Origin of the sequence: Corynebacterium sp. AOP36-E1-14 (assembly GCF_052377495.1) — a bacterium.
Taxonomy (GTDB): Bacteria; Actinomycetota; Actinomycetes; order Mycobacteriales; family Mycobacteriaceae; genus Corynebacterium.
This window is the reverse complement of sequence record NZ_JBQSWV010000024.1, coordinates 24,070-50,089: the sequence shown is the minus strand read 5'-3', so window position 1 is coordinate 50,089 and position 26,020 is coordinate 24,070. Positions and strand designations below refer to the sequence as shown.

Annotated in this window: 23 protein-coding genes and 5 tRNA genes; 5 read left to right on the top strand and 23 right to left on the bottom strand. The window is 69.0% G+C overall.

The window, feature by feature from the left end:
- Positions 1 to 240: 240 nt before the first annotated feature.
- The 4 genes from murA to ACT3TD_RS11285 all read right to left on the bottom strand — a co-directional run bounded on the left by murA (position 241) and on the right by ACT3TD_RS11285 (position 3,884).
- On the bottom strand, positions 241 to 1,521 hold the full coding sequence (gene murA / locus ACT3TD_RS11300) for a UDP-N-acetylglucosamine 1-carboxyvinyltransferase (protein ID WP_441578945.1): 1,281 nt from the start codon (positions 1,519 to 1,521) through the stop codon (positions 241 to 243).
- A 21-nt stretch (positions 1,522 to 1,542) separates the two neighbouring features.
- Positions 1,543 to 2,391, bottom strand: a complete 849-nt coding sequence (ramA, locus tag ACT3TD_RS11295; protein WP_441578946.1) for an acetate metabolism transcriptional regulator RamA — start codon at positions 2,389 to 2,391, stop codon at positions 1,543 to 1,545.
- A 196-nt stretch (positions 2,392 to 2,587) separates the two neighbouring features.
- A complete protein-coding gene (locus ACT3TD_RS11290) occupies positions 2,588 to 3,070 on the bottom strand; it encodes a DUF2505 family protein (RefSeq protein ID WP_301444060.1) in 483 nt (160 codons plus the stop codon).
- Between the two features lies 1 nt (position 3,071).
- A complete protein-coding gene (locus ACT3TD_RS11285) occupies positions 3,072 to 3,884 on the bottom strand; it encodes an enoyl-CoA hydratase-related protein (RefSeq protein ID WP_301444059.1) in 813 nt (270 codons plus the stop codon).
- 154 nt (positions 3,885 to 4,038) lie between these two features.
- Here ACT3TD_RS11285 and cysK point away from each other — a divergent pair, with 154 nt between their 5' ends.
- Both cysK and epsC read left to right on the top strand, forming a co-directional pair.
- Complete coding sequence (gene cysK, locus ACT3TD_RS11280) at positions 4,039 to 4,974, top strand: cysteine synthase A (RefSeq protein ID WP_301444058.1); 936 nt, start codon at positions 4,039 to 4,041, stop codon at positions 4,972 to 4,974.
- Between the two features lie 235 nt (positions 4,975 to 5,209).
- The gene (gene epsC, locus ACT3TD_RS11275; protein ID WP_441578957.1) at positions 5,210 to 5,776 is read left to right on the top strand and encodes a serine O-acetyltransferase EpsC; all 567 of its coding nucleotides are present in this window, start codon (positions 5,210 to 5,212) and stop codon (positions 5,774 to 5,776) included.
- Between the two features lie 10 nt (positions 5,777 to 5,786).
- On the opposite strand, the gene ACT3TD_RS11270 is transcribed toward epsC, so the two are convergent.
- The 11 genes from ACT3TD_RS11270 to ACT3TD_RS11220 form a co-directional block, all read right to left on the bottom strand.
- Positions 5,787 to 6,083: a GNAT family N-acetyltransferase gene (locus ACT3TD_RS11270; RefSeq protein WP_441578947.1), complete on the bottom strand. Its 297-nt coding sequence runs from the start codon at positions 6,081 to 6,083 to the stop codon at positions 5,787 to 5,789.
- A 73-nt stretch (positions 6,084 to 6,156) separates the two neighbouring features.
- Positions 6,157 to 6,229: transfer RNA gene (locus ACT3TD_RS11265), tRNA-Phe, on the bottom strand.
- Positions 6,230 to 6,262: 33 nt separating this feature from the next.
- Positions 6,263 to 6,339: transfer RNA gene (locus ACT3TD_RS11260), tRNA-Asp, on the bottom strand.
- Between the two features lie 88 nt (positions 6,340 to 6,427).
- Positions 6,428 to 7,393, bottom strand: a complete 966-nt coding sequence (locus ACT3TD_RS11255; protein ID WP_301443228.1) for an MsnO8 family LLM class oxidoreductase — start codon at positions 7,391 to 7,393, stop codon at positions 6,428 to 6,430.
- Between the two features lie 74 nt (positions 7,394 to 7,467).
- Positions 7,468 to 7,541, bottom strand: a tRNA-Asp gene (locus ACT3TD_RS11250).
- 50 nt (positions 7,542 to 7,591) lie between these two features.
- A tRNA-Glu gene (locus tag ACT3TD_RS11245) sits at positions 7,592 to 7,664 on the bottom strand.
- A 130-nt stretch (positions 7,665 to 7,794) separates the two neighbouring features.
- Entirely contained in the window at positions 7,795 to 8,532 is a 738-nt protein-coding gene (locus tag ACT3TD_RS11240; RefSeq protein WP_301443227.1) for a YggS family pyridoxal phosphate-dependent enzyme, read from the bottom strand.
- Between the two features lie 42 nt (positions 8,533 to 8,574).
- Positions 8,575 to 10,743 (bottom strand): aminodeoxychorismate synthase component I, encoded by a 2,169-nt coding sequence (gene pabB / locus ACT3TD_RS11235; RefSeq protein ID WP_301443226.1) that lies wholly within the window; start codon positions 10,741 to 10,743, stop codon positions 8,575 to 8,577.
- Between the two features lie 60 nt (positions 10,744 to 10,803).
- Positions 10,804 to 11,070: a metal-sensitive transcriptional regulator gene (locus ACT3TD_RS11230; protein ID WP_301443225.1), complete on the bottom strand. Its 267-nt coding sequence runs from the start codon at positions 11,068 to 11,070 to the stop codon at positions 10,804 to 10,806.
- 118 nt (positions 11,071 to 11,188) lie between these two features.
- Positions 11,189 to 13,636, bottom strand: a complete 2,448-nt coding sequence (gene ppsA / locus ACT3TD_RS11225; protein ID WP_441578949.1) for a phosphoenolpyruvate synthase — start codon at positions 13,634 to 13,636, stop codon at positions 11,189 to 11,191.
- Positions 13,637 to 13,679: 43 nt separating this feature from the next.
- Positions 13,680 to 14,495: a pyruvate, water dikinase regulatory protein gene (locus ACT3TD_RS11220; protein WP_301443223.1), complete on the bottom strand. Its 816-nt coding sequence runs from the start codon at positions 14,493 to 14,495 to the stop codon at positions 13,680 to 13,682.
- A 221-nt stretch (positions 14,496 to 14,716) separates the two neighbouring features.
- On the opposite strand from ACT3TD_RS11220, the gene ACT3TD_RS11215 reads away from it, so the two are divergent.
- Entirely contained in the window at positions 14,717 to 15,319 is a 603-nt protein-coding gene (locus ACT3TD_RS11215) for an LppP/LprE family lipoprotein (protein ID WP_441578950.1), read from the top strand.
- A gap of 4 nt (positions 15,320 to 15,323) precedes the next feature.
- Here ACT3TD_RS11215 and ACT3TD_RS11210 read toward each other — a convergent pair whose 3' ends face one another.
- The 7 genes from ACT3TD_RS11210 to ACT3TD_RS11180 form a co-directional block, all read right to left on the bottom strand.
- Complete coding sequence (locus ACT3TD_RS11210) at positions 15,324 to 16,910, bottom strand: hypothetical protein (RefSeq protein ID WP_301443523.1); 1,587 nt, start codon at positions 16,908 to 16,910, stop codon at positions 15,324 to 15,326.
- A complete protein-coding gene (locus tag ACT3TD_RS11205; protein WP_301443524.1) occupies positions 16,907 to 17,680 on the bottom strand; it encodes an ATP-binding cassette domain-containing protein in 774 nt (257 codons plus the stop codon). The genes ACT3TD_RS11210 and ACT3TD_RS11205 overlap by 4 nt, the downstream gene beginning before the upstream one ends.
- Positions 17,681 to 17,732: 52 nt before the next feature.
- Complete coding sequence (locus ACT3TD_RS11200; protein WP_301443525.1) at positions 17,733 to 18,452, bottom strand: response regulator; 720 nt, start codon at positions 18,450 to 18,452, stop codon at positions 17,733 to 17,735.
- Entirely contained in the window at positions 18,449 to 19,717 is a 1,269-nt protein-coding gene (locus ACT3TD_RS11195; protein ID WP_301443526.1) for a sensor histidine kinase, read from the bottom strand. The genes ACT3TD_RS11200 and ACT3TD_RS11195 overlap by 4 nt, the downstream gene beginning before the upstream one ends.
- A 284-nt stretch (positions 19,718 to 20,001) precedes the next feature.
- Entirely contained in the window at positions 20,002 to 20,379 is a 378-nt protein-coding gene (locus tag ACT3TD_RS11190) for a type IIL restriction-modification enzyme MmeI (RefSeq protein ID WP_367620318.1), read from the bottom strand.
- A 1,047-nt stretch (positions 20,380 to 21,426) separates the two neighbouring features.
- Positions 21,427 to 21,499, bottom strand: a tRNA-Lys gene (locus ACT3TD_RS11185).
- A 172-nt stretch (positions 21,500 to 21,671) separates the two neighbouring features.
- On the bottom strand, positions 21,672 to 23,174 hold the full coding sequence (locus ACT3TD_RS11180; protein ID WP_444637991.1) for an acetyl-CoA hydrolase/transferase family protein: 1,503 nt from the start codon (positions 23,172 to 23,174) through the stop codon (positions 21,672 to 21,674).
- A 221-nt stretch (positions 23,175 to 23,395) separates the two neighbouring features.
- Here ACT3TD_RS11180 and dusB point away from each other — a divergent pair, with 221 nt between their 5' ends.
- Together dusB and phoU are read left to right on the top strand one after the other, a co-directional pair.
- Complete coding sequence (gene dusB / locus ACT3TD_RS11175; RefSeq protein ID WP_301442857.1) at positions 23,396 to 24,586, top strand: tRNA dihydrouridine synthase DusB; 1,191 nt, start codon at positions 23,396 to 23,398, stop codon at positions 24,584 to 24,586.
- Between the two features lie 65 nt (positions 24,587 to 24,651).
- Entirely contained in the window at positions 24,652 to 25,389 is a 738-nt protein-coding gene (gene phoU, locus ACT3TD_RS11170; protein WP_301442856.1) for a phosphate signaling complex protein PhoU, read from the top strand.
- A 96-nt stretch (positions 25,390 to 25,485) separates the two neighbouring features.
- Here phoU and ACT3TD_RS11165 read toward each other — a convergent pair whose 3' ends face one another.
- Positions 25,486 to 26,004 carry an AAA family ATPase gene (locus ACT3TD_RS11165; RefSeq protein ID WP_301442855.1) on the bottom strand — a complete coding sequence of 173 codons (519 nt, stop codon included), beginning with the start codon at positions 26,002 to 26,004 and terminating at the stop codon, positions 25,486 to 25,488.
- Between the last annotated feature and the right edge of the window lie 16 nt (positions 26,005 to 26,020).

Sequence of the window (26,020 nt, the reverse complement as noted above, 5' to 3'; positions counted from 1 at the left end):
GCAGCACTGACAACAACCGATCCGGTCGGTGTCTCACTTCGTGGCAGGCCCTGTACTCTACAACCTCGCCGCTCTGCTGTGCAAATCGGCCGGTCGGCGCCGCATCCTCCAGGAAGGAAGCGAACTTCGTGTAGATCGTCAGGCCCGTTTTCCTGCCGCATTCTCTGCGGTGTCGGTCGCTCTGACTCGCATTAATCTACACACGACGACCGGCACACACAAAACGCCTGGTCACAGCGCTCAGTGCCGGGAATGCCGTCCCTCGCCGGCCGTGACCCGCTCTACCGTGGCGCCGAGGTCCACCAACTTCTCCACGAACCCTGGGTAACCACGGTCGATGTGGAAGACGTCGTTGACCTGGGTCACGCCGTCCGAGCACAACCCGGCGAGCACCAGGCCGGCACCGGCCCGGATGTCCGAGGACCACACCGGCGCCGAACTCAGCTCCTCCACTCCCCTGATGCTCACGTGGTGACCGTCGATGGTCATGTCGGATCCCAGCCGGGTCATCTCGTCGACGAAGCGGAAGCGTGACTCGAAGATGTTCTCGGTGATCACACTCATCCCCGCGCTCACCGCGCACAGCGCGATCGCCATCGGCTGCAGGTCCGTGGGGAACCCGGGGAAGGGCAGGGTCTGGTAGTCCACGGCGGTCGGTCGCTCGTCCTGGGTGACACGGAATCCCGTCGGGTAGGTCTCGACCTTCGCCCCGGCGAGCTTCAGCTTCTCCACCACCAGGTGCAGGTGTGCCGGGTCGATGCCACCGACGGTGATGTCGCCGCGCGTCATCGCCGCGGCGTAGGCCCAGGTGCCCGCCACGATGCGGTCACCGACGACCTCGTGCTCGACGGGGTTGAGCTTGTCGACACCGGTAACGGTGATCGTGTTGCTCCCCTCCCCCTCCAGGTGCGCGCCCATGTCGCGCAGCATGTGGCAGAGGTCCACGATCTCGGGCTCGCGCGCGGCGTTGTCCAGGACGGTCACGCCCTCGGCGAGCACCGCGGCGGTCAGGATGTTCTCGGTCGCGCCGACGGAGGGGAAGTCGAGCATGATCTTCGCGCCGGTGAGGCGCTCGGTCTCGGTGACCACGCAACCGTGCTCGATGCGGGTCTTCGCGCCCAGGCGCTCCAGCCCCGACTGGTGCATGTCGAGGGGGCGGCTGCCGATGGCGTCGCCGCCGGGCAGGGCGACCACGGCGCGGTGGCACCGTGCGGTCAGCGGCCCGAGGACGCAGACCGAGGCGCGGAACTGCCGCACCGCGTCGATGTCGGCGTTCGGCGAGATCTCCGCCGGGGTGTGGATCGTGACGGTCCCCCCGTCCAGCTCCACCTCACATCCCAGCCCCCGCAGGACGTCGGCCATATAAGGCACGTCGGCGATGTCGGGACAGTTCCGCAGGACGGTCGTCCCCTCCGCCAGCAGTGCCGCCGACATGAGCTTGAGGACGCTGTTCTTGGCGCCGTCCACACGGACCGAACCGTCGAGACGGGCACCACCAGTTACGAGGAAATGATCTTTCACCCCTCACATCCTACCTACGGATCAGGGAAGTGCACCGATCCTGCGGGCCGCGTTGACCGCCTCGTAGCGGGTGTGTGCGCCGAGCTTGCGCATCACCGAGCGCAGGTAGCTCTTCACCGTCTCGGCGCCGATGCCCATCTCGTCGGCCGCCTCCACGTTGGTGTGCCCCAGGGCGACGCAGGCGAGCACGTCGAGCTCGCGGGCGGAGAGCTTCGTGGTCTGCTCGACCCGCACCGGGCTGACCATCTGGTCGCAGAGGATCTCCAGGTCACGACGGATCTCGTCGTCCACGACGCGGTTGGCGAGCATGCGCAGGCGCGAGTGGGTCGCGCGGACCTGCTCCCACTCCGCGCCGGTCATCGCGCGCGGCGGCTTCGCCGAGCTCTCGCGGGACGCACCGCCGTCGGTGCGGCGCATCGCGATGTTCACGGCCAGGTCCTGTTCCAGGACGCGGGCGGTCATCGTGACCTCTTCGAGGACCTTGTCCCCCATGCGCACCGGCGAGTGCACGCCGGCGTACAGGACGCCGCGCATGTCACGTCCGACGATCACGGGCACCGCGACGATCGAGTGCAGTCCCTCGTCGCGGACCGGACGGTCGTACTCGTGCGAGATCGACTTCGCCCGGGCGTAGTCGGAGACACCGACCGGCCGGCGGGTCGCCATGACCCGGCCGCCGACGCCCTGGCCGGAGTCGATGGTGAGGTTGTTGAGTGCGGGGGTCCGGAGCCCCACCCACTGGTTGATCACCATGCGTCCGTCCGGCTGGCACGACCCGAACATCGTGACGGGGATCCCCGTCGAGTTCTTCAGGGACGACAGTGCTGAACGGATGGCGTCGTCATCATCTCGGTGACGCAGCTGCTCCACGGCGCACCTTTCTGTTGTGATCGGATGTCACCCCCCGATCAGGTCACACCCGAGTGCGGGGGAACGCGGGCTTTACAGGGTCCGAGTATAGAAAATTCAGCGTATTCCCCCAAAACCTGCAGGTCTCGGAGACCACCCTCCCCCTCGGGGGGCTTATACCCACCCCCGCGAACAAAAGGGGGATACCCCCGATTCCCTACCTACCCGCCAGTCGGACGATCCGGTCCAGGCCGTTGTCGACGGTCTTGTCCGCCCCGTCGACGAGCTTGCGCGCGATCTTTCCCCCGACCAGCGGGATCCCCACCTCCGCGATGATCTCGGCGTCCACGTGGACCGACCCCTCTCCGTCCCGGGTGTAGGCCATCACGACGGTCATCGTGCCCATCCCCTTGGGCAGCGGTGTGACGGTGCTCGAGGTGAACCCGTCGTCGACGATCACGGTGACGTCGGTGGTCTGCTCCATGGCGAACCCCGGGCTGCCGTCGTCCTTCTGGCGGGCGGCGACGACGCGGGCGCGCACGGTGCCGTCGGCGTCGACCTCCCGTTCCGCCTCGGTGACGACGAGCTTCGAGGTCGATGCGTCGTCCACGGTCAGCAGGTACTCCTCGGAGGACGCCACGGCGTGCACCGTCTCCAGCGGCAGGTCGACCGTCCTGGTCAGCTCCACACTCTTGGCCATGTCAGCGGTGCTTCCACTCGGGCTTGCGCTTCTCGACGAAGGCGGACATGCCCTCCTTCTGGTCCTCGGTGGCGAACAGGCCCCAGAAGGCCTCGCGCTCCTGACGCATCCCCTCGGTCAGGGGCGTGTTCAGTGCGGCGTCGACCGCCTCGGTGGCCGCGGCCAGCGCGACCGCGGACTGTGCCGCGACGGTGTCGGCGACGGTGGCGACCTCGTCGAGGAAGCCCTCGGCCGGGATCACCCGGGAGACCAGGCCGGAGCGCTCGGCCTCCTCGGCGCCCATCGTCCGTCCGGTGAGGATGAGGTCCATGGCCTTGTACTTGCCTACCGCCCGGGTCAGGCGCTGCGTGCCACCCATGCCGGGGATCACGCCGAGGGTGATCTCCGGCTGACCGAACTTCGCCTTCTCACTGGCCAGGATGATGTCGCCCATCATCGCCAGCTCACAACCGCCGCCCAGGGCGAAACCGGAGACGGCGGTGATGATCGGGGTCTGCACGGTGGTGACCCGCTCCCACATGGCGTAGAAGCGGTTGAGCTTGATGTCCGGCCAGGTCTGGTCCTTCATCTGGGTGATGTCGGCGCCGGCGGCGAAGGCCTTCTCGGAACCGGTGATCACGATCGCACGGACGGACGTGTCGGCGTCGAAGGCCTCGAGCGCGCCGACGACCTCCTCCATCACCGTCTGGTTCAGGGCGTTGAGCGCCTTGGGACGGTTCAACGTGATCGTCGCGACGGCGCCGTCGGCCCCGCCGGTCGCGGTGGTGATGGTCTCGTAGGACGTCTCGTCGTTGTGCACTGTGTGTTCGCTCATGCCCCGATTGTGTCACAGCCGGGTACCCCTGCGCCCCGGTTCAGCAGGTCGTCGGGCATGGCGGTGGACCGTGGCTTTGTGTAGACTGGCCCCGGTATACAGACAGACCGATCGGTCTGTTGGACTGAGGGACACGAAAGGACCATTCACCAGCATGGCTAAGATCTACGAGAACATCACCGACCTGATCGGCAACACCCCTCTGGTGAAGCTGAACAAGCTCACCGAGGGCCTCCCCGGCACCGTCGCGGTGAAGCTCGAGTCCGCCAACCCCGGTAACTCCGTCAAGGACCGCATCGGCGTCGCGATCATCGAGGCCGCCGAGAAGGACGGCACCCTCAAGCCCGGCGGCACCATCGTCGAGGCGACCTCCGGCAACACCGGTATCGCCCTGGCCACCGTCGGTGCCGCCCGTGGTTACAAGGTCATCCTGACCATGCCGGAGTCGATGTCCCTCGAGCGTCGCATCATGCTGCGCGCCCTCGGTGCCGAGCTCGTCCTCACCCCGCCGCCCGCCGGCATGCAGGGTGCCGTGGACAAGGCCAACGAGATCGTGGAGTCCACCGAGAACGCCGTGCTGGCCCGCCAGTTCGCCAACCCGGCCAACCCCGAGGTCCACTACAAGACCACCGGCCCGGAGATCTGGGAGGACACCGACGGCAAGGTCGACGTCTTCATCGCCGGTGTGGGCACGGGCGGCACCATCTCCGGTGCCGGCAAGTACCTCAAGGAGCAGAGCGACTCGGTGCGCATCGTCGGCGTCGAGCCCAAGGACTCCCCGCTGCTGACCGAGGGCACCTTCGGGCCGCACAAGATCCAGGGCATCGGCACCAACTTCTTCCCGGACAACCTGAACAAGGACATCCTGGACGACGTGTACGACGCCTCCATCGAGGACTCGGTGAAGTACGCCCGCGAGCTCGCCGCCAAGGAGGGCATCCTCGTCGGCATCTCCACCGGTGCGAACATCTGGGCCGCCCTGGAGGAGGCCAAGAAGCCGGAGAACGAGGGCAAGCTGATCGTGGCCGTCGTCGCCGACTTCGGTGAGCGCTACGTCTCCACCCTCCTGTTCGACGACCTGCGCGACTAGTCAGGAGCATGGTCGGGGCGAACCGCTCCCGACCCTCACGGCCCCGACGCACGGAAACGTCCGTATCATCAGGTGACATCACGCCTGTACGGACGCGCCCCGGCGCCGGGGCCGTTTCGCGTGCAGCGACCGACCGCGACCTTCCGCGCGGCCCGCCACACCGACGTCAAGAACGAGAAGTACGACAAGTACGAGAAGAAGAAGGAGGACTCCACCGGTGAGTCTGCTGAGCACCATGAAGGAAGACCTGGACAACGCCAGGACGCACGACCCCGCCGCCCGCGGCGACCTGGAGAACGCACTGGTGTACTCCGGGCTGCACGCGATCTGGAGCCACCGGGTGTCCAACCGGCTGTGGCGCCGCGGCGCGAAGGGCCCGGCCCGCATCCTGAGCCAGTTCACCCGCTTCCTGACCGGTATCGAGATCCACCCCGGCGCCACCATCGGGCGCAGGTTCTTCATCGACCACGGCATGGGCGTGGTCATCGGTGAGACCACCGAGATCGGCGACGACGTGATGCTCTACCACGGCGTCACCCTCGGCGGCTCCGAGCTGGTGCAGCGTAAGCGCCACCCCACCATCGGCGACGGGGTGATGGTCGGTGCCGGCGCGAAGGTCCTCGGCCCGATCACCATCGGCGCGCGCTCGGCGATCGGCGCGAACTCGGTGGTCACCAAGGACGCCCCGGAGGACTCCATCCTCATCGGCGCGCCGGCGAAGGTCCGTCACCGCAAGGCCGACGAGCGCACCCCGCTGGTCGACCCGGCGGGCTACGTCAACGACATGCAGAACAACATCTAGCGCACCGTCTCTAGCGCACCAGGTCCTGGTAGGACGGGTTCTTGGCGATGAACCCCTCCACCGCCGAGCAGGACGCCAGGACGCCGAACCCCTCGGCGCGGGTGGCGTCCAACGCGGCGGAGATCAGCGGGGCGGACAGGCCCTGTCCGCGGAACCGCGGGTCGATGACGGTGTGGTTGAAGTCGCGCACGGCACCGACCTGGACGTACTCGGCGACGCCGGCGGTGTCCCCGTCGACCTGCAGCACGTAGCGTGCGCCGTCGACGTCGTGGGTGACCGTGATGCTCCGGTTGTCTTCAGTACTCATAGCACCGAGTGTAACCCGCCCCCGCATACGCGACATCCCCCTCGGGTGACTTCACCGAGGGGGATGTTGAGTGTGCCCAGACCAGGGATCGAACCAGGGACCTTACACTTTTCAGGCGTACGCTCTACCAACTGAGCTATCTGGGCAAGAAAGCCCGGAGGTTGGACCTTCGGACGATCTGGCGACCCTGACGAGACTTGAACTCGCGACCTCCGCCGTGACAGGGCGGCGCGCTAACCAACTGCGCCACAGGGCCGTGCACTACCAGCGATCCGGCCGGAGCCGATCGCTGTGCACGATGGGATACTGTACACAGCACCACCACAATCAGACAAATGCCCAGGTCAGGCGAATATTCCGGCGAGCAGAGCATCGCTGCGCTCCTGCCCCGCCGGGTCGGACGCTCCCCCGGTCACCAGGATCTCGGACGCACCGGTGCGCTCCGCCAGCGCGTGCAGCGCCGCCGAGACGTCCTGCGCGGTGCCGAACACGGTGTTTTCCAACGCCCGGCCCACGCGCCGGCGTTGCTGCGCGGTCAGCTCGGCCTCGTCGAGTTCCGCCACGGGCCGCAGCGGCATGAAGGCGCCCGTGCTGCGCGACATGACCTGTGCCCACACCTCCGGCAGGACGAGGTCGCGTGCGGCCTCCCGGGTGGGCGCGACGGCCACGGTGCGCGACACGACCGTCTCCTCCACCGTGACGTCTTCCCCGCCGCCAACGCTGCCCGGGTCCGGCCCGCCGAGGATCACCCCAAGGCCGTGTCGCGCCGCCAGGGCGAGGCTGCGCGGCGATCCACCGGTGAGCAGATACACCGGCGGGGCGGTGGCGAGCGCAGGACGCATCGTCACCTCAGGCGCATACGCGCCGTCCCCGCCGGCGCGCAGGTAGCCCAGCACCTCGTCGAGGTCGCCGGCGAAACCCTCGCGCGCCGTCGCGGCGTCCTGCGGTTGGCGCAGCGCCCGGCGTACCGCACCGGTGAAGCCGACGGAGGACCCCAGGCCGATGTCGACGCGTCCGGGGAACAACGCGGCCAGCACGGCGGCCTGCTCGGCGACGACGATCGGCGCGTGGTCGGGCACCATGAAGCCGGCCGTACCGACGCGCACGGTGGACGTCGCCTGGCCGACGGCGGCGGCGAGCACGCCCGGCGCACTGCCGGCGATACCCGGGACGCCGTGGTGTTCGGCGACGAGGAAGCGGTGGTAGCCGAGCGCCTCGGCGCGTCCCGCGCGCTCGACGACGCGGCGCAGCGCCGCAGCGTCCGACGTCCCGACGACGGTGTTGGCGCGGTCGAGCAGGGAGTATCGCATGTCCCCCACCCTAGAGACCCCGCGCACGAGAACAGCGGGCGCACACCGTGATGGTGTGCGCCCGCTGTGACTTGCGACCCTGACGAGACTTGAACTCGCGACCTCCGCCGTGACAGGGCGGCGCGCTAACCAACTGCGCCACAGGGCCATTATCTTGTTGTACGGAAGACGAATCATGAGAGAACCGGTCTTACGCAGTACTCCCAACGGGATTCGAACCCGTGTTGCCGCCGTGAAAGGGCGGAGTCCTAGGCCACTAGACGATGGGAGCCCTACCTCAAGCAGAAGTGTGCACGGTGACATCGTCCCCGCATCCGCTCCTGTTCGGCAGCCCGTTCAGAATAAACTACCGACCGCCCAAACTCCAACACGGGGTGAAACCACCATGTCAGGGCACATTTCTAGGGGTAGTCACGGGCGCCGAAGATGGCCGTGCCCACGCGCACGCACGTGGCCCCCTCCTCGATCGCGGTGCGGAAGTCCCCGGACATGCCCATCGACAGCTCGGTCAGCAACTCCGGGTCGACCACCGCGGCCTCCCGGGCGGTCTCCAGGATGCCGCGCAGCTGGCCGAAGCAGCGGCGCACCTCCCGCTCCTCACCGGTGTTGGTCGCCACGGTCATGAACCCACGCACGCGCAGCCGGTCGCAGCCGGCGGCGGCGTCGAGGATCGCCGGGACGTCCTGCGGGTCCGCCCCGGTCTTGGCCTCCTCGCCGGAGGTGTTGACCTGCACCAGCACGTCGAGCGTGCGGTCGGCGGTGGCCAACCGACGCTGCAGCGCCTCGGCCAGACGCACGGAGTCCAGCGCCTGGAACTCGTGGGCGTGCTCAGCGACGAGCTTGGCCTTGTTGGTCTGCAGGTGGCCGATGGCGATCCAGCGCACGGGCAGGTCGGCCATCTCCACGGCCTTGCGCTGGACCTCCTGGGGCTTGTTCTCGGCGAACTCGTGCATGCCGGCGTCCACGGCGTGGCGCAGCCGGTCGACGGGCACGGTCTTGCTGACCGGCAGCAGACGCACCGCGGCCGGGTCGCGCCCGGCGGCCAGCGCGGCGGCGTCGACCTGGGCGCGCACCTCGGCGACGGCCTCGCGCAACGTCCGGACGTCCTGATTCTCGCCGTCTGCATTCACGGTATCCATGGCGTCCAGACTATCGGACACAGTCGTCGCGATCAGTTGCAGTCAGTCACACAGCCGCAGCACGGGGGCGGCCTTGACCACGGTCTCGTCGTACTCGCCGTCCGGGCTGGACTGGGCGACGACCGCCCCGCCGACGCCGTAGGTCAGCCGTGCGCCACCGGCCCCGTCACCGGCCCCGTCACCGTCCTCGGCCACGAGGGTGCGGATCACCACGGACAGGTCCACCGCCCCGTCGAGCGAGAGGTAGCCCACCGCACCGGAGTACACGCCACGCGGTCCGTCCTCGAGCTCGTCGAGGATGCGCATCGTGCGTTCCTTCGGCGCCCCGGTCATCGACCCGGGCGGGAAGGCGGCGCGCACGGCGTCGAGACCGTCGCGTCCGGCGGCGAGATCGGCGGTGACGGTGCTGACCAGCTGGTGGACGGTGGCGTAGCTTTCCACGGCGAAGAGTTCGGGCACCTCCACGGTCCCGGGCGCGGCGACACGTCCCAGGTCGTGGCGCACCAGGTCGACGATCATGAGGTTCTCGGCGCGGTCCTTCTCACTGGCGCGCAGCTCGGCGCGGATGCGGTCGTCGTGCGCGGCGTCGGCGCCGACCGGCCGGGTCCCCTTGATAGGGGAGGACGTGACGCGTCCGGCCGCGTCCACGCTGAGGAAGCGTTCCGGGGAGGTCGACATGACCGTCGCCCCGGGCAGGCGCAGGTAGGCACCGAAGGGGGCGGGGTTGTCGGCGCGCAGTCGGCGGTAGAGCCCCAGCGTGTCCGGCGTCCCCTGCTCCTGCATCGATTTCCCCGGCGTGACCTCGAGGGTCGTGGTCAGGCAGGCCTCGTAGGTCTCCCCGGCGCTGATCAGCCGCTGGATCTCGCGCACCCTGGCGGTGTAGTCGGCGCGCCCGTGCAGGGTCACCGCCAGGCTGGTGTCGGCTGCCGGAACCGCGCAGGACGCCCCGGACGCCCCGGACGCCGTGGCGTCCTGCAGGTTCTCCAGCTCCCGCACGACGCCGGCGACGTGGTCCTGCCAGGCGGCGTCCTGCGCTCCGTCCGGCGCGCCGTCGAGCGTGAGCAGGTGCACCTGCGCGGTCCCGTGGTCGACGACGACGGCGCGTTCGAGCAGGACGAGGCCGGCGTCCGGGATGCGCGCGGCGTGGCGGGTGGCGGCCCCCTCCCCCACCGCGCAGTCCGCCTTGAGCCCGTAGCCGAGGTAGCCGACCCAGCCGAGGCGGAACCCGCAGCCGGGCACGGACGCGGAGTCGCCGGTGATCCTGCAGCGGGCGAGGTCACCGCGCAGCCAGGTGAAGACGTCCGTCTCGACGGTCTCGGCGCCGTCACCGGAGTCCGCGTCGCGGACGGTCACCGTCGAGGGAGCGTCCTGCCCGCCGGCGACGGCGGTGACGCTGGTACGCGAGGCGCCCATCACGCTGAAACGGGCGCGCGGGTCGTCCGCCCGGTTGCCGTCGAGCCAGACGCAGTGGGTGGAGGTGTCGCTGGTACGGCCATACAAACGCTCGAAGAGTTCCCCGGAGAAGGCCCGGGTGTCCCGGACGCTCAGGGCCAGCACCCTGTTCCTCACGGTGCGTGCCCGGCCGTGCGTGCGGGTCAGGGCGGCGAAGTTGGCGAAGATCTCCCGGCCGTGGCCGGAGAGCACCGACTCGGGGTGGAACTGCACACCCCACAGCAGGTCGTCGACGACGCTGACGCCCATCACCACCCCGTCTGTACCGGCAGTACCGGCGGTGACCGTCATGCCGGACGGGACGTCCGACACCGCCAGGGAGTGGTAACGCACCACGTCGACGGGGGTGGGCAGGCCGTGGAAGAGGTCGCGGCCGTCGTGCTCGACCGCGCTGACCCGGCCGTGCACCGGTTCGGGCGCAGGTGCCACCGTCGCACCGTACATGTGCGCGATGAGCTGGTGGCCGAGGCAGATGCCCAGCACCGGGATGCCGGACGCCACGGCGGCGCGCACCACCGCGGGACAGATGCCGACGTCGTCCGGGATGAGCGGGGTGCCCGGCCCCGGGGAGATGACGACGTTGTCCACGGTGGCGAGAAGCTGACGCCCCTCGGTGTCCCACCGGTCCCAGTCGTTCGGGACGACCACCGGCTCAACCCCGTTCACACTGGTCAGGTCGTGGACCATATTCCAGGTGAAGGAGTCGTGGTTGTCCACCAGCAGGGTTCGGAGCGGCGTGTGGAGAGACGTGCTGTTCACCGGGAACACCTTACCGCCCGGAACCCGCTGGGCCGGGGTCGTACAGGGGTCGTACAGGGGTCAGGCGAGGGAGAGGAAGAGCTTCTCCATCTCCTCTTCCCAGTCCTCCGGGGCGGTGCCCTCGGGGGCGGAGAGGCAGTCGCGCATGCCGCCGGAGATGGCCTTCACCCCGGCGCGGTCGAGCGCGCGGGAGACGGCGGCGAGCTGGGTGACGATGTCGCGGCACTCGCGGTCGTTCTCGATCATCGTGATGACGCCGTCGAGCTGGCCGCGGGCGCGCCGTAGCCGCTTGAGCACGGCGTCGGACGTGGGGTCGGTGAGTTTCACTGGAGGCTCCTGGAGAGTTCGGATCTTTGTGAGGGGACCCGGACAGTGTACCCGGCGCGGTACGGTGCACCCGGTATTCCGCCGGGGCGGTCCCGGCGGCCGGCCCCGTACCCGGGTGCTACTCGGCGGCCTCCCCGGCCAGTCGCAGCCAGGTGCGCACCACCGTGTCCGGGGTCAGCGACATCGACCCGATGCCCTGCTCCACCAGCCATTCGGCCAGGTCAGGGTGGTCGGACGGGCCCTGTCCGCAGATGCCCACGTACTTGCCGCGCTCCACGCAGGTGCGGATCACCGAGCCGATGACCTTGAGCACCGCGGGATTCCGCTCATCGAAATCATGGGCCACCAGGTCGGAGTCGCGGTCCACGCCGAGCACGAGCTGGGTCATGTCGTTGGAGCCGATGGAGAACCCGTCGACGTGGTCGAGGAACTCCTCGGCGAGCAGGTAGTTCGACGGCACCTCGCACATCATCACCACCTGCAGCCCGGCGCCGTTCGCGTCGGACGCCCCGGTGGCCCCTTCGCCGCGCACCAGCCCGTGGGACGCCATGACGTCCAGCACGTCCTGCAGTTCCGCCACGGTACGCACGAACGGCACCATCACCCGCACGTTGGCCAGGCCCATGTCCTCGCGCACACGGCGCAGCGCCTCGCACTCCATGGCGAAGCACTCGCGGAAGTCCTCGGAGACGTAGCGCGCGGCACCGCGGTAGCCGATCATCGGGTTCTCCTCGTGCGGCTCGAACAGCTCACCGGCGACGAGGTTGGCGTACTCGTTGGACTTGAAGTCCGACAGCCGCACGATCACCGGCTTCGGGTCGAAGGCGGCGGCGATGGTCGCCACGCCCTCCACGACGCGCCGGATGAAGAACTCCTTCGGCGACGGGTAGGCGGCAGTGGTGGCGTCGACCTCGTCGCGCAGTGCGTCCGGCAGGGTGTCGCGTTCCAGCAGGGCGCGCGGGTGCACCCCGATCTGCCGGTTGATGATGAACTCCATGCGCGCCAGGCCCACGCCCGCGTTCGGCAGGGAGGAGAAGGAGAACGCCTGGTCGGGGGTGGCGACGTTCATCATCAGTTTCGTCGGGATCTGCGGCATCGCGTCCAGCCGGGTCTCCTTCTCCTCGAAGGGCACCGCACCGCGGTACACCCGGCCGGTGTCGCCCTCGGCGCAGGAGACGGTGACCTGCTCGCCGTCGGGCAGCACGGCGGTGGCGTCACCGGTACCGACGATGGCGGGGATGCCGAGCTCGCGGGCGATGATCGCGGCGTGGCAGGTGCGTCCGCCGCGGTTGGTGATGATCGCCGAGGCGCGTTTCATCACCGGCTCCCAGTCCGGGTCGGTGATCTCGGCGACGAGCACGTCGCCGGTGCGCATGGCGTCCATGTCGCGCACCGAGCGCAGGACGCGCACCGGGCCGCTGCCCACCCGCTGGCCGATGGACCGTCCCTCGACGAGCACCTCGGCGGCGTCGGCGGCGCCGCGGTCGACCTCGAAACGGGTGAGGACCTGGCCGGCCTCACCGCGCCGGGAGACCACGGTCTCGGGGCGGGCCTGCAGGATGTACAGCTTGCCGTCCACCCCGTCGCGTCCCCACTCGATGTCCATGGGCCGGCCGTAGTGGTCCTCGATGGCGATGGCGTGGCGGGCGAGTTCGGTGACCTCGTCGTCGTCGACGGAGAAGCGCACGCGCTGCTCCGGCTCCACGTCCTCCCAGCGGGTGGCGGACTCCAGGCCGGTGCCCGCGGCGTAGCGCATCGCCACGGCCTTCTCCCCCACCGTGCGCGACAACACGGCGTCCACGCCGGTGCGTCCTGCGCGTACCGCCGGCTTGGAGACGTAGAACTCGTCGGGGTTCACCGCACCCTGCACCACCGCCTCGCCGAGGCCGTAGGAGGAGGTCACGAACACCGCGCGGTCGAACCCGGACTCGGTGTCCACGGTGAACATCACGCCGGACGCCCCGACGTCGGTGCGCACCATGCGCTGCACGCCGGCCGACAGGGCGACGTCGGCGTGGATGAAACCGTGGTGCACCCGGTAGGAGATCGCCCGGTCGTTGTACAGGGAGGCGAAGACGGCCTTGACGGCCTCCAGGACGTTGTCGATACCGCCGATGTTGAGGAAGGTCTCCTGCTGGCCCGCGAAGGACGCGTCGGGCAGGTCCTCCGCCGTGGCGCTGGAGCGCACCGCCCAGGTGACCTCGTCGGGCAGCGGGTCGGCGGCGACGAGTTCCTCGTACGCGTCACGGATGTCGCGCTCGAGGTTCTGCGGGAAGGGCTGGGCGAGGATCCAGGCGCGGATCTGCTCGCCGCGGCGGGAGAGCTCGGCGACGTCGTCGGTGTCGAGACCCTCGAGGACCTCCGCGATGCGGCTGTCGAGGCCGTCGACGGCGAGGAAGTCGCGGAAGGCGTCGGCGGTGGTGGCGAAGCCGCCGGGGACGCGCACGCCGGCGTCGGCGAGGTTGACGACCATCTCGCCGAGGGAGGCGTTCTTGCCGCCGACCTGGGCGACGTCGCCCATGCCGATCTCGGTGAACCAGAGGATGGAGAGTGACTGCCTGGTCATGGTGTGGGTTCCTGTTCTGGGAGGGTTGTCCCGGGTGGTTTACTCAGGGGTTGCGTAGGTTCATCCGGGTGAGGATGACGCTGGACATCTCCTCCACGCTCATGGCGTGGGAGTCGATGTAGGGGATGCGGTGCGCCTTGTAGAGACGTTCGGCCTGTCGCAGTTCCGCCCGGCACCGGGTGGCGCTGGCGTAGCTGCTGCCGGGCCGGCGTTCGCCACGGACCTGGCTGAGGCGTTGCACGGTGGTGGTCAGCCCGAAGAGCCGTTCGCGGTGAGGCGCGACGGCGTCGGGCAGGCTTCCGGGTGTGTCGTCCTCGGTCAGCGGGTAGTTGGCCACCCGCAGTCCGTGCTGTAATGCCAGGTACATGGCGGTGGGGGTCTTCCCGCAGCGTGACGGGGCGAGGATGATCAGGTCAGCACGGTCGAGGCCGCGGAAGCTGGCGGCGTCGTCGTGCTCGACGGTGTACTCCACGGCGTTGATACGGGCGTGGTAGCGGCCCGGGTCGCCGACCCGGTGGTACTCGGTGGCCGCGCCGGTACGCCGCTCACCCAGCAGACCCTCCAGGTGACTCAGGTGCGCGCCGAGCAGGTCGATGACCTCGCCGGACGCCCCGGAGACGATGTCGGCGACCGCCGCGTCGCGGATCGTGACGAACACGATCGGCGGCAGGACGTCGCCCTCGCTCCGGTCCTCGGCGATGACGGTCACGGCACGCGCCGCGGCCTCGACCGAGTCGACGAAGGGCAGGACACGGCGCCGGAAACTGAAGGCGGGGAACTGGGCGAGCAGGGCGTTGCCCTGGGTCTCGGCGGTGATGCCGGTGCTGTCGGACACGAAGAAGACGGGCCGTTCCGCCATGTCCCCACCTCCTGTGTAGTTCGGTGTACACCGTGCGGCACCACCTGTGAGACCACCCGACACTAACACCGCGGTTTCCACCCATGTCTGCTTTCACCCCTACTTAGGTGGAGCATGAACGTAACGCTGCGGCACCGCGGGTCGGTCGCACCCTATGCAGGGCCTTGCACCAGCACCACCACCATCACCACCACCGAGACCTCCGGACAAGGAGACAGACCATGTACCCCCGGAACACCTCCAGCAACCATCCCAACCTGCCCCGCCTGCCCCGCCGCCCCCGCGCCCTGGCGCTCACCACCGCGGCCCTCCTCGCCCTCGGCGGGGCAGGTGCCGCACAGGCGGCACCGGCAGAACCGGCAGTACCGGCAGTCACCGTCGCTGAACCGACGGCCCCGTCCGCTCCGTCGGCACCGTCCGCCCCGTCCCCCGAGGAGGCGGTCCGCATCGCCGCGGAGCGCACACCCGCCACCGCCCTCGGCCCGTGGAGCGAGGTGGGCGCCGACACCAGCGCCTACGACCCCACCCTGGCGCTGTCCACGGTCGTCCTCGACATCGACGGGGCGACCGGCAGTTCACCCCAGCAGGTCGCCCTGTTCGACCACGGGGTCTACATCGGCACCACCGTGACGGACAGCTACCCCTTCCAGCACGTGAGCCGGGTCGCCGACAACATCATCCGGGTCGACTACCGGTTCCTGCTCCCCGGTGACGCGACCGCCGCCCCGAGTGGGTCGGCGACCTCGCACTTCGTGCTCTACCCGCAGGGTGTCGAGCACACCGGGGCCCTCCCGCCCCACGGCTCGGTGCCCCCGGCCGGGTAACCCCCTATCCTCGGCGTCCGACGGTCCGGAACTCCCGGCGCGCACCCAGCGCGCCCGCCACGAGGAGCACGACGAGCAACACCAGCGCCACGCCGGTGCGTCCGGCGCCCAGTGCGGTCAGCGGCCACGCCGGCACCGCGAGGATCCACAGGACGGTGTCGGCGAGCACGTCGCCGCCGAGCGTCAACGACACCACCGTCCACAGCACCGTCGCCGCCACCGCCGCCCCGGTGCCGACGCGGGCACACAGTGCCGTCGCCACCAGCACCAGCACCGTTCCGACCAGCACGGACAGCGCCGAGGAGCGTAGCACCTGGGCAACGTCCGCCCCGGCGAGCAGTGCGGCGACCGCGGCGACGACCGTGAGTACCGCGACCACGGCGGCCTGCCACACCAGGTAGGCGCCGGGCGAGCGGTGATTCTCCAGCACGCTCACCCGCCACGCCGCGGCCATGACCGGCCAGGTGATCACCGGCAGCAGGCCGGCGCCCAGGGGCAGCAGCACGAACGTCCACAGTTGGGTGGCGTAGGACGGCGGGTAGACCACCCCGACCACCAGCATCAGCACCGCCGCGGCAAGGACCGCGGGGGTGGCCAGCGTGCCGCGCAGCGCCAGCGCCACCCCGGCCAGGGCGTCCGAGAAACGCGGGGACGCAGGACGCCGGCAGGTGCCTGGCCGCGCCAGCGCGCCTGCCGCCGGCACCGGCGCGGGGGACGTCGGCGACGCTACGGACGCAGCGCGTCCTGCCCGGTGTCCGGCCAGGCGCAGCCGCCACGTGCGGCGTCCACTGACGGTGACCGCCAACGCGGTTCCCACCACGATGAGCAGCAGGTTGAGCACCGCGGCCGTCGCCGCGCCCAACGGTTCCGGCCCGCCGAGGATCTCGCCGGGCTGCAACGGCACGGCGTTGGAGTGGATGCCGAGGACGGGCAGCAGCAACCGGATCGGCCAGGACGGCGGGTAGAACAACCAGCTCCCCGACTCCGCCGCCAACGTGCCGGACACCTGCGCGACGACCGCGAGCACCAGCACCGGCACCACCGTGAGGTAGCGGGCCAGCACACTGACCACGGCGAGCACCCCGAGGCTGGCGACCCAGGACAGTGCCCCGGTGGACACCACCACGCCAGAGCCGGAGAAGCCGCCGCCTGCACCACCACCGACGACCACGAAGAGCCAGGTCGCCCCGTAGTTCGCCAGGTGGAACACCGCCGAGACCGCCCACAGCACCAGCAGCCGCACCAGACGCACCCGGCGCGGCGACACCGGACGCAGGTCCGTGCCACCGCAGCGCGCGCGGCGTTCCCGCCCCTCCGCCAATGCGGCGAGCAACGCCATCAGCGGCATCGCCATGCCCGTGACGTACATGCTCTGCCAGGAGACGATGATGTCCACGTCCGGCGCCCCGGCGACCGCGGTGGCCAGCCCGGAGCTCACCACCCCGAGCAGCAGCCCCACCAGCGGGAACCACTGCACCGCCGAGTGCCGGGTGCGCAGCAGTTCGGCGCGCAGGACACCGCCCCACGTGCCGATCCGAGCTGCGCGGTGGCGTGTCTCGGTGTACGTCGCGGTATACGTCGCGGCACTCATCGTCCCGCCTCCGCCGGGTAGCCCTGGGTGAGGCGGAGGAACTCGTCCTCCAGGTGTCCCGGCGCGGCGAAGTCGCCGATCGGCCCGGAGTAGGCCGCCCGCCCGGCGACCAGCACGGTGATGTCGTCGGCGAGGCGGGAGACCTCGCCGAGCTGGTGCGAGCTGACCAGCACCGTGCCGCCCTGTGCGGTCCACGCGCGCAGGAAGGTGCGCAGGTCGGCGATGCCCTGCGGGTCGAGCCCGTTCTGCGGTTCATCCAGCAGCAGCACCGGCGGGTTGCCGAGCATCGCGATCGCCAGCGCCAGACGCGCCTTCATGCCGGTGGAGAAGGACCGGACCTTCTTGCGTCCGACGTCAGCCAGGCCCACGGTGGCGAGCACATCGTCCACCGCCGCGTCGTCCAACCCGAGCAGGCGGGCGTGCACGCGCGCGTTCTCCCGGGCCGACAGGTGCGGGTACAGCGCGGGGCCGTTGACCGAGGCACCGATGTTGATCAACGACTCCCTGTCGCGCGGACGCCCGAGGATCTCCACGGTGCCGGAGTGGCGGTCCTCCAGTCCGAGGATCACGCGGAAGCACGTCGACTTTCCCGCACCGTTGGTGCCCAGCAGCGCGTGCACCCGCCCCGGGTGCACCGTCATCGAGAAGTCCTGCAGGACGCGGTGCTCGCCGTAGGTGACGCCCAGCCCGCGACAGCTCACCGCCGGCGCGGTGCTGCGGGAGGGTTGCTGTGGTCGGGTGGCTCTGTTGTTGTCTCTGTTGTTGTCCATGCCTTCCATGCTGCTCAGCGGGCATGCCGGGCACATCGGCCCCGGGGTGGATTCAGTGCGGGGGCTGTCCCCCGCGCGGGGGAACGCCGCCGGTACCGACCCCACACTCGTGGGCGCGCACGGCCAGGCCCACCCGGTCGCGCACCCCGAGTTTCGCCAGCAGGCGCGAGACGTAGGTCTTCACCGTCTCCTCCCCGATGAACAGGTGCGCGGCGATCTCTGCGTTCGTCTCGGCGCGGGCCACCCCGGCGAGCACGTCGGTCTCGCGTGGGGTGAGCGTGCCCAGTAAACCGGACGGCTGCGCGGAGTGCTCAGGGTGCTCGCTGTTGCGGCGGAAGGCGTCGATCACGTAGCCGGTGACCTCCGGCGACAGCACGGACGCCCCGGCGTGCACCCGGTGGACCGCGTCGATCAGTGCGTCCGGCGCGGTGTCCTTGAGCAGGAAGCCCTGCACCCCGACGCGCAGCGCCCGGGCGACGAGCTCCTCGTCGTCGAAGGTGGTGAGCATCAGGATGCGCACCTCCGGGTGGCTGCGACGGATCGCCGCGGCGGCGTCGATGCCGTCGCCGCCGGGCATGCGGATGTCGAGCACCGCCACATCCACCTTTTGCTCCCCTGCCTTGTCGACCGCCTCGGAGCCGGTGGACGCGGTGGCCACGACCCGGATGTCGCCCCGCGACTGAAGGATCGTGGTCAACGCCGCGACGATCAGCGCCTGGTCGTCGGCGAGCAGAACGCGCACAGGACGCCCCGGATCACTGGTCACACTCACAGTCCGTTCCCTTTCCTCTGTACCGGGCGGACGGGGCGCGCCGGGTCGATGGGCAGGACGGCGGACACCGTGACAACGTCGGAGGCAGCATCGAAAACCACGTCGAGGTCGCCGCCGAGGCTGGTGACCCGCTCTCGCATCCCGACGATGCCCGTGCCCGAGCCCTCCTGCGCTCCTTCTCCCGTGACAGAGCCGCGGCTGACGACGGTCAGTGCCACCCGGTTGGCATCGTCCATGACCTGCACTTCGACGCCCACCTGTGTCCCCGCCCCCTGGTGGCGCAGCGCATTGCCCAGCGACTCCGCCAGTACCCGCTGGACGGCGAGTTGGACGATCTGCGGTACGTCCGTACCAGCACCGTCCGGCAGCTGTTCCTCGATCACCAGGCCTGCCTCGGTGAACCTACGCAGCAGGTCAGGGACCTGGGCAAGGCCGGCCGTCGGTTCGGTGCCGGAACCATCGCTGGGGCCATCACTCGAGCGCAGCGCGCGGACGATGCCACGGACCTCCGCGAGCGCGGCCGAGCTGGTCTCCCGGATGCCCTGCAGCGCGGCGTCCTGCGCCCCGGAGACCTGACCGGCACCTGCCTGCACGTTGATCAGGGTGAGGCTGTGCGCCAGGACGTCGTGGATCTCACGGGCGATCAGGGCGCGTTCGCGCTCGCGCACCGCCACCTGCCGGTCCTCGGCGATGCGCATCCGAGCATCCTCCAGCTCACGGGCCTGAGCCGCGGCATGTCTGCGCGAACGCGCCACGAAGAACACCATGACCAGCAGCGCCCACTGGATCAGCAGCCAGTCCAGGGTGGCGAGCGGATCGTAGACCATCGTGGTGCCGGCGACGCCGTCCTCGAAGCGCCACAGCAGCGGCGACAGAATCGCACCGACCAGCATGACCAGCAGCACCACCACCCCGGCGCGTGCAGGCCGGCCGTGCCGGGTAGCGGAGTAGACGACCAACGGCGAAGCCAACAGCAACGGGGTAACCCCCATGTTGCCGGGCAGCGCCCACAACCAGTTGACCTCCCACAACACCAGCAGCACGATCACCGCGGCGGCGGTGGCCAGCGGTCGTCTGCGCCAGAACAGCAGGACCGGGACGAACATCACGGCCAGGACTGCGGCGATGGAGCTGTGCACACCGGTGACACCGTCGTTCCCGCCATCGAGGGCGATCAGTACGTGGACCATGGCCACCGCCGCGGCGATGACGGCGGGCAGGATGTCCTCGAGGCGGAGGCGCTGGATCACGGCCGGGGCTGACATGCTTCCACTGTAGCCAGCCGGCTGGCCAACTCCCCTCTCCTGCCGTGGCCGTGCGGTGGGAGCGGGACGCCCCGGCGCAATGTCTGCAAACCTGCGCGCTGACTGGCAGACCTGCGACCGATGTGCGGGGTTTGCGCCGGCGCCGCGGTGGGCGGCGTTGTCGGTGTACTCAGTCGGACCTCTGTGAATGGACGAGGGGGTTCGCTACGCTAGTCGACCGCCGTGATCTCGACGTACCTGGTAAAGAGAATCTCCAGGAATTGACTATCTGAAGTGATCTTCCGTTAGGATCCGAAAGCCTTGTCTACGGCTCGATCCCACTTATCGTGGGCCTTCAGCAGGGCCGGATCCATAGCCAGGGGGCTGTAGGCGTCGGCGAGACTACGCTCGGGATACAGCGCCCTCGCATCGAGGATGCCCTGACCAGCGATGATAATCGCCTCCCGGAACTTGTAGTCAAGTCCAGGAACGGGGAAAGTGTTCCAGATCAAGGTAGATACGAATCGGATGTCTGACTTCAATCGCCCGCCGAGGGGCTTCTGCCAGGTCATAAACGTCGAGGACGATGCCAACGCAAACTGGGGCCCGTCGGGGTCTTGGGCATGGAACGCAAGGTCAGTAGCAAAACCCCCGCGGGATAGCGCTGCACCGTGAAGTATCACCGAGTCTCACTGATGATCTTGGACTGGCAAAGGTAGTACAGGTCAAGCTGCGATCGCAGGCCGAACAGGTGCGGACTAACGACATTCTCCGGGTGCTGGCAGCCTTGCTGTCACTGCGAAAGGATGCAACAGCTTCGAGTCTCGCCTCGAGAATCGGGCCCCGACCGATGTCCGCTGGGTGCGATCGATCGACCAGAAGCACCAGCGATCTGTGTTGCGCATCAGCTCGCGACTACCCCGAAATGTTCGGACATAGCGGGCCGCGACTGGATCGGACAGGCCCCACCGGCATCGATTCCGACGCGCAGGGCATTCACAAACGCACCGTCGAGCTCCAACCGATACCTGCCCCCCTTCATGATTTCCTTCGGGATAGTATTCGTCTTGGAGGTTGCGCCCGCGATCGGGACAGCCAACATCACGTTAGGCACAACACCCCCTGAAGGAACCTCATGGCCCTGCGGCGCTTCTTGCTCACATCAGTCCTCACCGTCTCATTCGCTCTCACAGCGTGCGGCAACAACGATCAGGCCTCCACGTCGACTACGTCGACGCCAACCAGCGAGACCACCACAAGCGCTGCCTCGCCTCGACTCCCGACCCCCACACCTCCGGCAACCACCTCAGAACCCACCCCTGATGTCGAAGAACAAGTGGCCGAGTACGTTTCGCCCTCTACGCCGACTCCCTCCGAGCCGTACGTTCTCTACTGCTCCGAGGGCACACCGGGACCAGCGATATGGTCTGACGGCGAAATGCGATTCTCCCAGGACTGCTTTGACACACTGACTGCCAATCGGGGCGACTACCGCTGTCCCCAGACGGACTTCTACGTCTACGACCCGTCCGAATGCGGAGGCAGTCCTACTGACTCCGAGTCGCCCCCGGTAGGCGGGGATCCCTCAACCTGGGACTACGACGGCCCCCGCAACGAAAACGGCGACCCCTTGGACCACCCGCAGCTGAATTGGCCCGAGTAACCCCCCACTCCCCCGGGACAACAGAGAACCCCGGCCGTCGAGGTGATCGACGACCGGGGTTCCACTGTGGGCCCTGTGGGGCTCGAACCCACGACCTGCGGATTAAAAGTCCGTAGCTCTACCAACTGAGCTAAAGGCCCACGTACGCACCCCACGTGTGAGGTGCGTCCTAGAGTCTAGTGCATGTCCGGACGGCGCCGGAAACCTGCCCCGGCACACTCTCCGGCGACACCTTGAGCCCTCAGGTCGAATCTCACGAAGAGAATCGACCTGAGGGCTCAAGGTGTCGCGACCGGCGCAGCAGAGCGGACGCTACTTGCGCATCGAACCGGTCTCGAGGAACCGGGTGTGGAACTCGAAGGCCTTGGTCAGATCGTGCGGGGTCTGCTGGAACTTCGACTTGGAGGCTGCCTCCACGTACTCCTCCAGCAGCGGCTGGTAGGACGGGTCGGCGACCGCGATCATCTTCTTCACACGGTCACGCGGTGCCAGGCCACGCAGGTCGGCGAAGCCGTTCTCCGTGATGACGACCATGGCGTCGTGCTCGTGGTGGTCGATGTGGGAGGCGAAGGGCACGATGGCGGAGATGTCGCCGCCCTTGGCCACCGACGGGCTGATGAAGGAGGAGATGAAGGCGTTGCGGGTGAAGTCACCCGAGCCGCCGATACCGTTCATCACGCGCGAGCCGGACACGTTGGTGGAGTTGATGTTGCCGTAGATGTCGGCCTCGATCATGCCGTTGGTGGCGATCAGACCGAGTCGACGGATGACCTCGGGGTGGTTGGAGACCTGCTGCGGGCGCAGGATGATGTTCTCGCGGTACTTCGCGGCCTCCGCGTTCATCTTCTCCGCGTACTCCGGGGACAGGGAGAAGGAGGTCGCCGAGGCGACGGTCATCTTGCCGGCGTCGATCAGGTCGACCATGCCGTCCTGGATGACCTCGGTGTAGGCGGTGATGTTCTCGAACTTGGAGTCCAGCAGGCCGGCCATCACGGCGTTGGGCACGTTACCGACACCCGACTGCATGATGTAACGGTCGTAGGACAGGCGGCCGGCGGCGACCTCACCCTCCAGGAAGTCCAGGAAGTGACCGGCGATCTTCTTCGAGGTCTCGTCCGCCGGGGTGAAGGGGGCGTTGCGGTCGGGGGCGTCGGTCTCGACGATCGCCACGATCTTGCTGGTGTCGAACTCCAGGGCGGTACCGCCGGTACGGTCACCGGGGGAGGTGATGTTGATCGGGGTGCGCTGCCCGGCCGGCTCGATGCGGTAGATGTCGTGCATGCCCTCGAGGTCGCGGGACTGCCAGTCGTTGACCTCGATGATCACCTTGTCGGCGGCGTCGATGAACTCGATGTTGTTGCCCACCGCCGACGACGGGACCACGGTGCCGTCCTCACGGATGGCGACGGCCTCGATGATGGCGACGTTGAACTTGCCGAAGAAGCCCTCCTGGACCTGCTTGCCCAGGTGGGACAGGTGGATGTCCCAGTACTTCGACTCGCCAGCGTTGATCTGCCCACGCAGGACCGGGTCGGAGTTGTACGGGGTGCGGAAGCTGATGGCGTTGGCCTCGGCGAGGACCCCGTCGCAGTCGACCGCGGTGGACGCGCCGGTGAACAGCTCGATCTGGAACTCGTCGCCCCGGTCGTGTGCGGCCTTGGCCCGCTCCGCGATGGCGGTGGGGAGGACCTTCGGGTAGCCGGCGCCGGTGAAGCCGGAGGTCCCGACTTTGTCGCCGTTGTTGACGAATTCAGCGGCCTCCTGGGCCGACATGACCTTCGACTTCAGTCCGGTGTGGGCGATGCGCTCAGACACTTTCTCTCCTCATGTTTTGTCCCGTTGTTTTCGGAAGTATCTCTGCAAATATCACGATTGTTTCTGTAGCAAACGTGACCTCTGCCACCATTGATAGCACAAGAGCGTCCTACGACGGCAGCGAGCAGTCAGGTGCGGGTGTGGCCGCACACAGCTGATTGTAGTGACCGCTCAGATCACAGGACTTTGCACCTCCCCCACCGTGGTGTGAGAATCGGGGGGTGATCACCACCTCAACCACACCCGCCCTGTCCATCGGACGTTTCGACCTGGACTCCCCCGTCGTCCTGGCACCGATGGCCGGCGTCACCAACGTTGCCTTCCGCACCCTGTGCCGCGAGCAGGAGCGCGAGCGCATGGGCAGCGTCGCCGGGCTCTACGTGTGCGAGATGGTCACGGCCCGCGCCCTGGTGGAGCGCAACCCGAAGACGATGCACATGACCACCTTCGCCGCGGACGAGGACCCGCGCAGCCTGCAGCTCTACACGACCGACCCGGAGTACACCTACAAGGCCGCGCGCATGATCGCCGAGGAGGACCTCGCCGACCACATCGACATGAACTTCGGCTGCCCCGTCCCCAAGGTCACCCGCCGCGGCGGCGGCTCGGCACTGCCGTTCAAGCGGCGTCTCTACGCCTCGATCGTGCGCGCGGCGGTCAAGGGCGTGCAGGACGCCGGGCACCCGGAGATCCCGGTCACCGTGAAGTTCCGCGTCGGCATCGACGACGACCACCACACCCACCTCGACGCCGGACGCATCGCCGCCGACGAGGGCGCGGCCGCCGTCGCCTGCCACGGCCGCACCGCCGCGCAGCGCTACTCCGGCACCGCGAGCTGGGACGAGATCGCCCGGCTCGTCGAGCACATGGACGGCACCGGCGTGCCGGTGCTCGGCAACGGCGACATCTTCAAGGCGTCGGACGCCGCGGCGATGATGGAGCGCACCGGCTGCGACGGCGTCGTCGTCGGACGCGGGTGCCTGGGTCGCCCGTGGCTGTTCGCCGAGCTCTCGGCGAACCTGCGCGGGCTGCCCGTGCCGGCCGAGCCCACCCTGGCGGAGGTGTGCCGGATCATCATGCGTCACGCCGAGCTGCTCTCCGCCCACGAGGGCGAGCAGTACGGCGTGCGCGAGATGCGCAAGCACATGGCCTGGTACATGCGCGGTTTCCCCGCCGGTGGTGACGTGCGCCGCCAGCTGTCCCAGATCACCGACCTGGAGTCGCTGCGCCGCGTCCTGGACCCGATGTGGGAGTCGACGGCCACCGCCGTGGACGCCGACGGTGCGCGTGGCCGCCAGGGCTCGCCCGGCAAGGTCGCGCTGCCCGACCGCTGGCTGGACGATCCCGAGGATCTGACCAGCACCGTTGCCGAGGATCCCGAGGCCGACGGGGCAGCACTCAACGGCGGTTAATAACTTTTACGAACGTACCCTCCGTTCACCGAGCAGAACGGGCGTACCGGCCGTACACTGGCGCCATGCGCACCGTGTACCAGGAACAGATGCGGATCTTCGCCCATGAGCTCGCACTCATGGCCGACCAGGTCCGGCAGATGATGTCTCAGGCGTGCGACGCCCTGTTCAACCAGGACATCGACACCGCCGAGCAGGTTCTCAGCTCCGTCACCGCCATCGAGGACCTCCGTCAGAGTGCCGAGTCCCGCTCCTTCGAGCTGCTCGCCCTGGAGGGCCCCGTGGCACGCGACCTCCGCCAGGTCGTCTCCGGCACCTACATCGTCGAGGACCTGGCCCGCATGGCCACCCTCGCCGTGCACATCGCCCGCACCTCGCGGCGCCGCCACCCGGAGTCGGCCGTGCCGGAGATCACCCAGCCCTACTTCCGCGAGATGGCGCGCCTGGTCGACGGCATCGGCGAGAAGCTGCACGACGTGCTCGTCACCTACGACCCGGAGAAGGCCATGGAGCTCGCCCTCGACGACGACGCCGTCGACGACCTCCACGAGCACATGTTCCACATCACCGGCAAGAAGGAGTGGCCCTACCCGGTCTCCGCCGCCGTGGACGTGACCCTGCTGTCCCGCTTCTTCGAACGCTACTCCGACCACGCGGTGAACATCGGCACCCGCGTGGTGTACCTCGCCACCGGCAAGCGTCCCCAGGAATACGAGGTGTCCCGGCGCTCCGAGGAGCAGCAGGAGACCATGCGCGAGCAGTTCGACGAGATCCGCCGCCGCTACGGCGCCGACCCGTTCTAAAGGTCCCCCTCCCCCACGTCCACGCGCGGACAACCCCCCAGGTCGGCATCACCGACCTGGGGGGTTGTTCGTCCGGGGCGCGTCAGTCCTGCGCGGTCAGTCCTGCGCGGTGAGTGCCGTCAACGCCGCCAGTGCCGCGTCCGCCAGCACCTCCGGGGACTGCGCGGCGTCCACCCGCACGCCGGCCTCGTCGGCGCGCAGGCGCTCCAGCTCGGCGTACTGGGCGGTGAGCACCTCTTCGTCCGGGTACTCGCCGGTCCGCTTCAGCGAGCGGTCGCGGATCACGTCGGCGGTGCCGTGCACGTGCACGAAGAACACGAAGCCCTCGGCCTCGCGGAAGATGTCGCGTGCACGGCGCCCCAGCCCCAGGCTCACCACCACCGTGGAGTTCCCCTGCTGCGCCTGCTCCGTCAGCCAGTCGCGGATGGAGTACGCCCACGGCAGGCGTTCCTCCGGTGTCAGGAAGCCGCCGGCCTCCATCCGGCTGCGGACCTCCTCGGGCTGCAGCCCCTCCGCCGTCGCCCCGGTGAACCCGGTGCGCTGCTGCAGCTCAGCGGCCAGCGGAGCCTTGCCGCTGCCGCTCACCCCCATCAGGACGATATGTACCGGTGCCATCACCGACTCCTTTCAC

What these genes read in the sequence shown, in the direction of transcription:
- ACT3TD_RS11215 (WP_441578950.1), top strand. Translation starts at nt 14,717, where the DNA reads ATGTACCCCCGGAACACCTCCAGCAACCATCCCAACCTGCCCCGCCTG.
- ACT3TD_RS11255 (WP_301443228.1), bottom strand. Translation starts at nt 7,393, where the DNA reads ATGCGATACTCCCTGCTCGACCGCGCCAACACCGTCGTCGGGACGTCG.
- ACT3TD_RS11195 (WP_301443526.1), bottom strand. Translation starts at nt 19,717, where the DNA reads ATGTCAGCCCCGGCCGTGATCCAGCGCCTCCGCCTCGAGGACATCCTG.
- cysK (WP_301444058.1), top strand. Translation starts at nt 4,039, where the DNA reads ATGGCTAAGATCTACGAGAACATCACCGACCTGATCGGCAACACCCCT.
- ACT3TD_RS11220 (WP_301443223.1), bottom strand. Translation starts at nt 14,495, where the DNA reads ATGGCGGAACGGCCCGTCTTCTTCGTGTCCGACAGCACCGGCATCACC.
- ACT3TD_RS11240 (WP_301443227.1), bottom strand. Translation starts at nt 8,532, where the DNA reads ATGGATACCGTGAATGCAGACGGCGAGAATCAGGACGTCCGGACGTTG.
- phoU (WP_301442856.1), top strand. Translation starts at nt 24,652, where the DNA reads ATGCGCACCGTGTACCAGGAACAGATGCGGATCTTCGCCCATGAGCTC.
- epsC (WP_441578957.1), top strand. Translation starts at nt 5,210, where the DNA reads ATGAAGGAAGACCTGGACAACGCCAGGACGCACGACCCCGCCGCCCGC.
- ACT3TD_RS11205 (WP_301443524.1), bottom strand. Translation starts at nt 17,680, where the DNA reads ATGGACAACAACAGAGACAACAACAGAGCCACCCGACCACAGCAACCC.
- ACT3TD_RS11165 (WP_301442855.1), bottom strand. Translation starts at nt 26,004, where the DNA reads ATGGCACCGGTACATATCGTCCTGATGGGGGTGAGCGGCAGCGGCAAG.
- ACT3TD_RS11285 (WP_301444059.1), bottom strand. Translation starts at nt 3,884, where the DNA reads ATGAGCGAACACACAGTGCACAACGACGAGACGTCCTACGAGACCATC.
- ACT3TD_RS11270 (WP_441578947.1), bottom strand. Translation starts at nt 6,083, where the DNA reads ATGAGTACTGAAGACAACCGGAGCATCACGGTCACCCACGACGTCGAC.
- ppsA (WP_441578949.1), bottom strand. Translation starts at nt 13,636, where the DNA reads ATGACCAGGCAGTCACTCTCCATCCTCTGGTTCACCGAGATCGGCATG.
- ACT3TD_RS11210 (WP_301443523.1), bottom strand. Translation starts at nt 16,910, where the DNA reads ATGAGTGCCGCGACGTATACCGCGACGTACACCGAGACACGCCACCGC.
- ACT3TD_RS11290 (WP_301444060.1), bottom strand. Translation starts at nt 3,070, where the DNA reads ATGGCCAAGAGTGTGGAGCTGACCAGGACGGTCGACCTGCCGCTGGAG.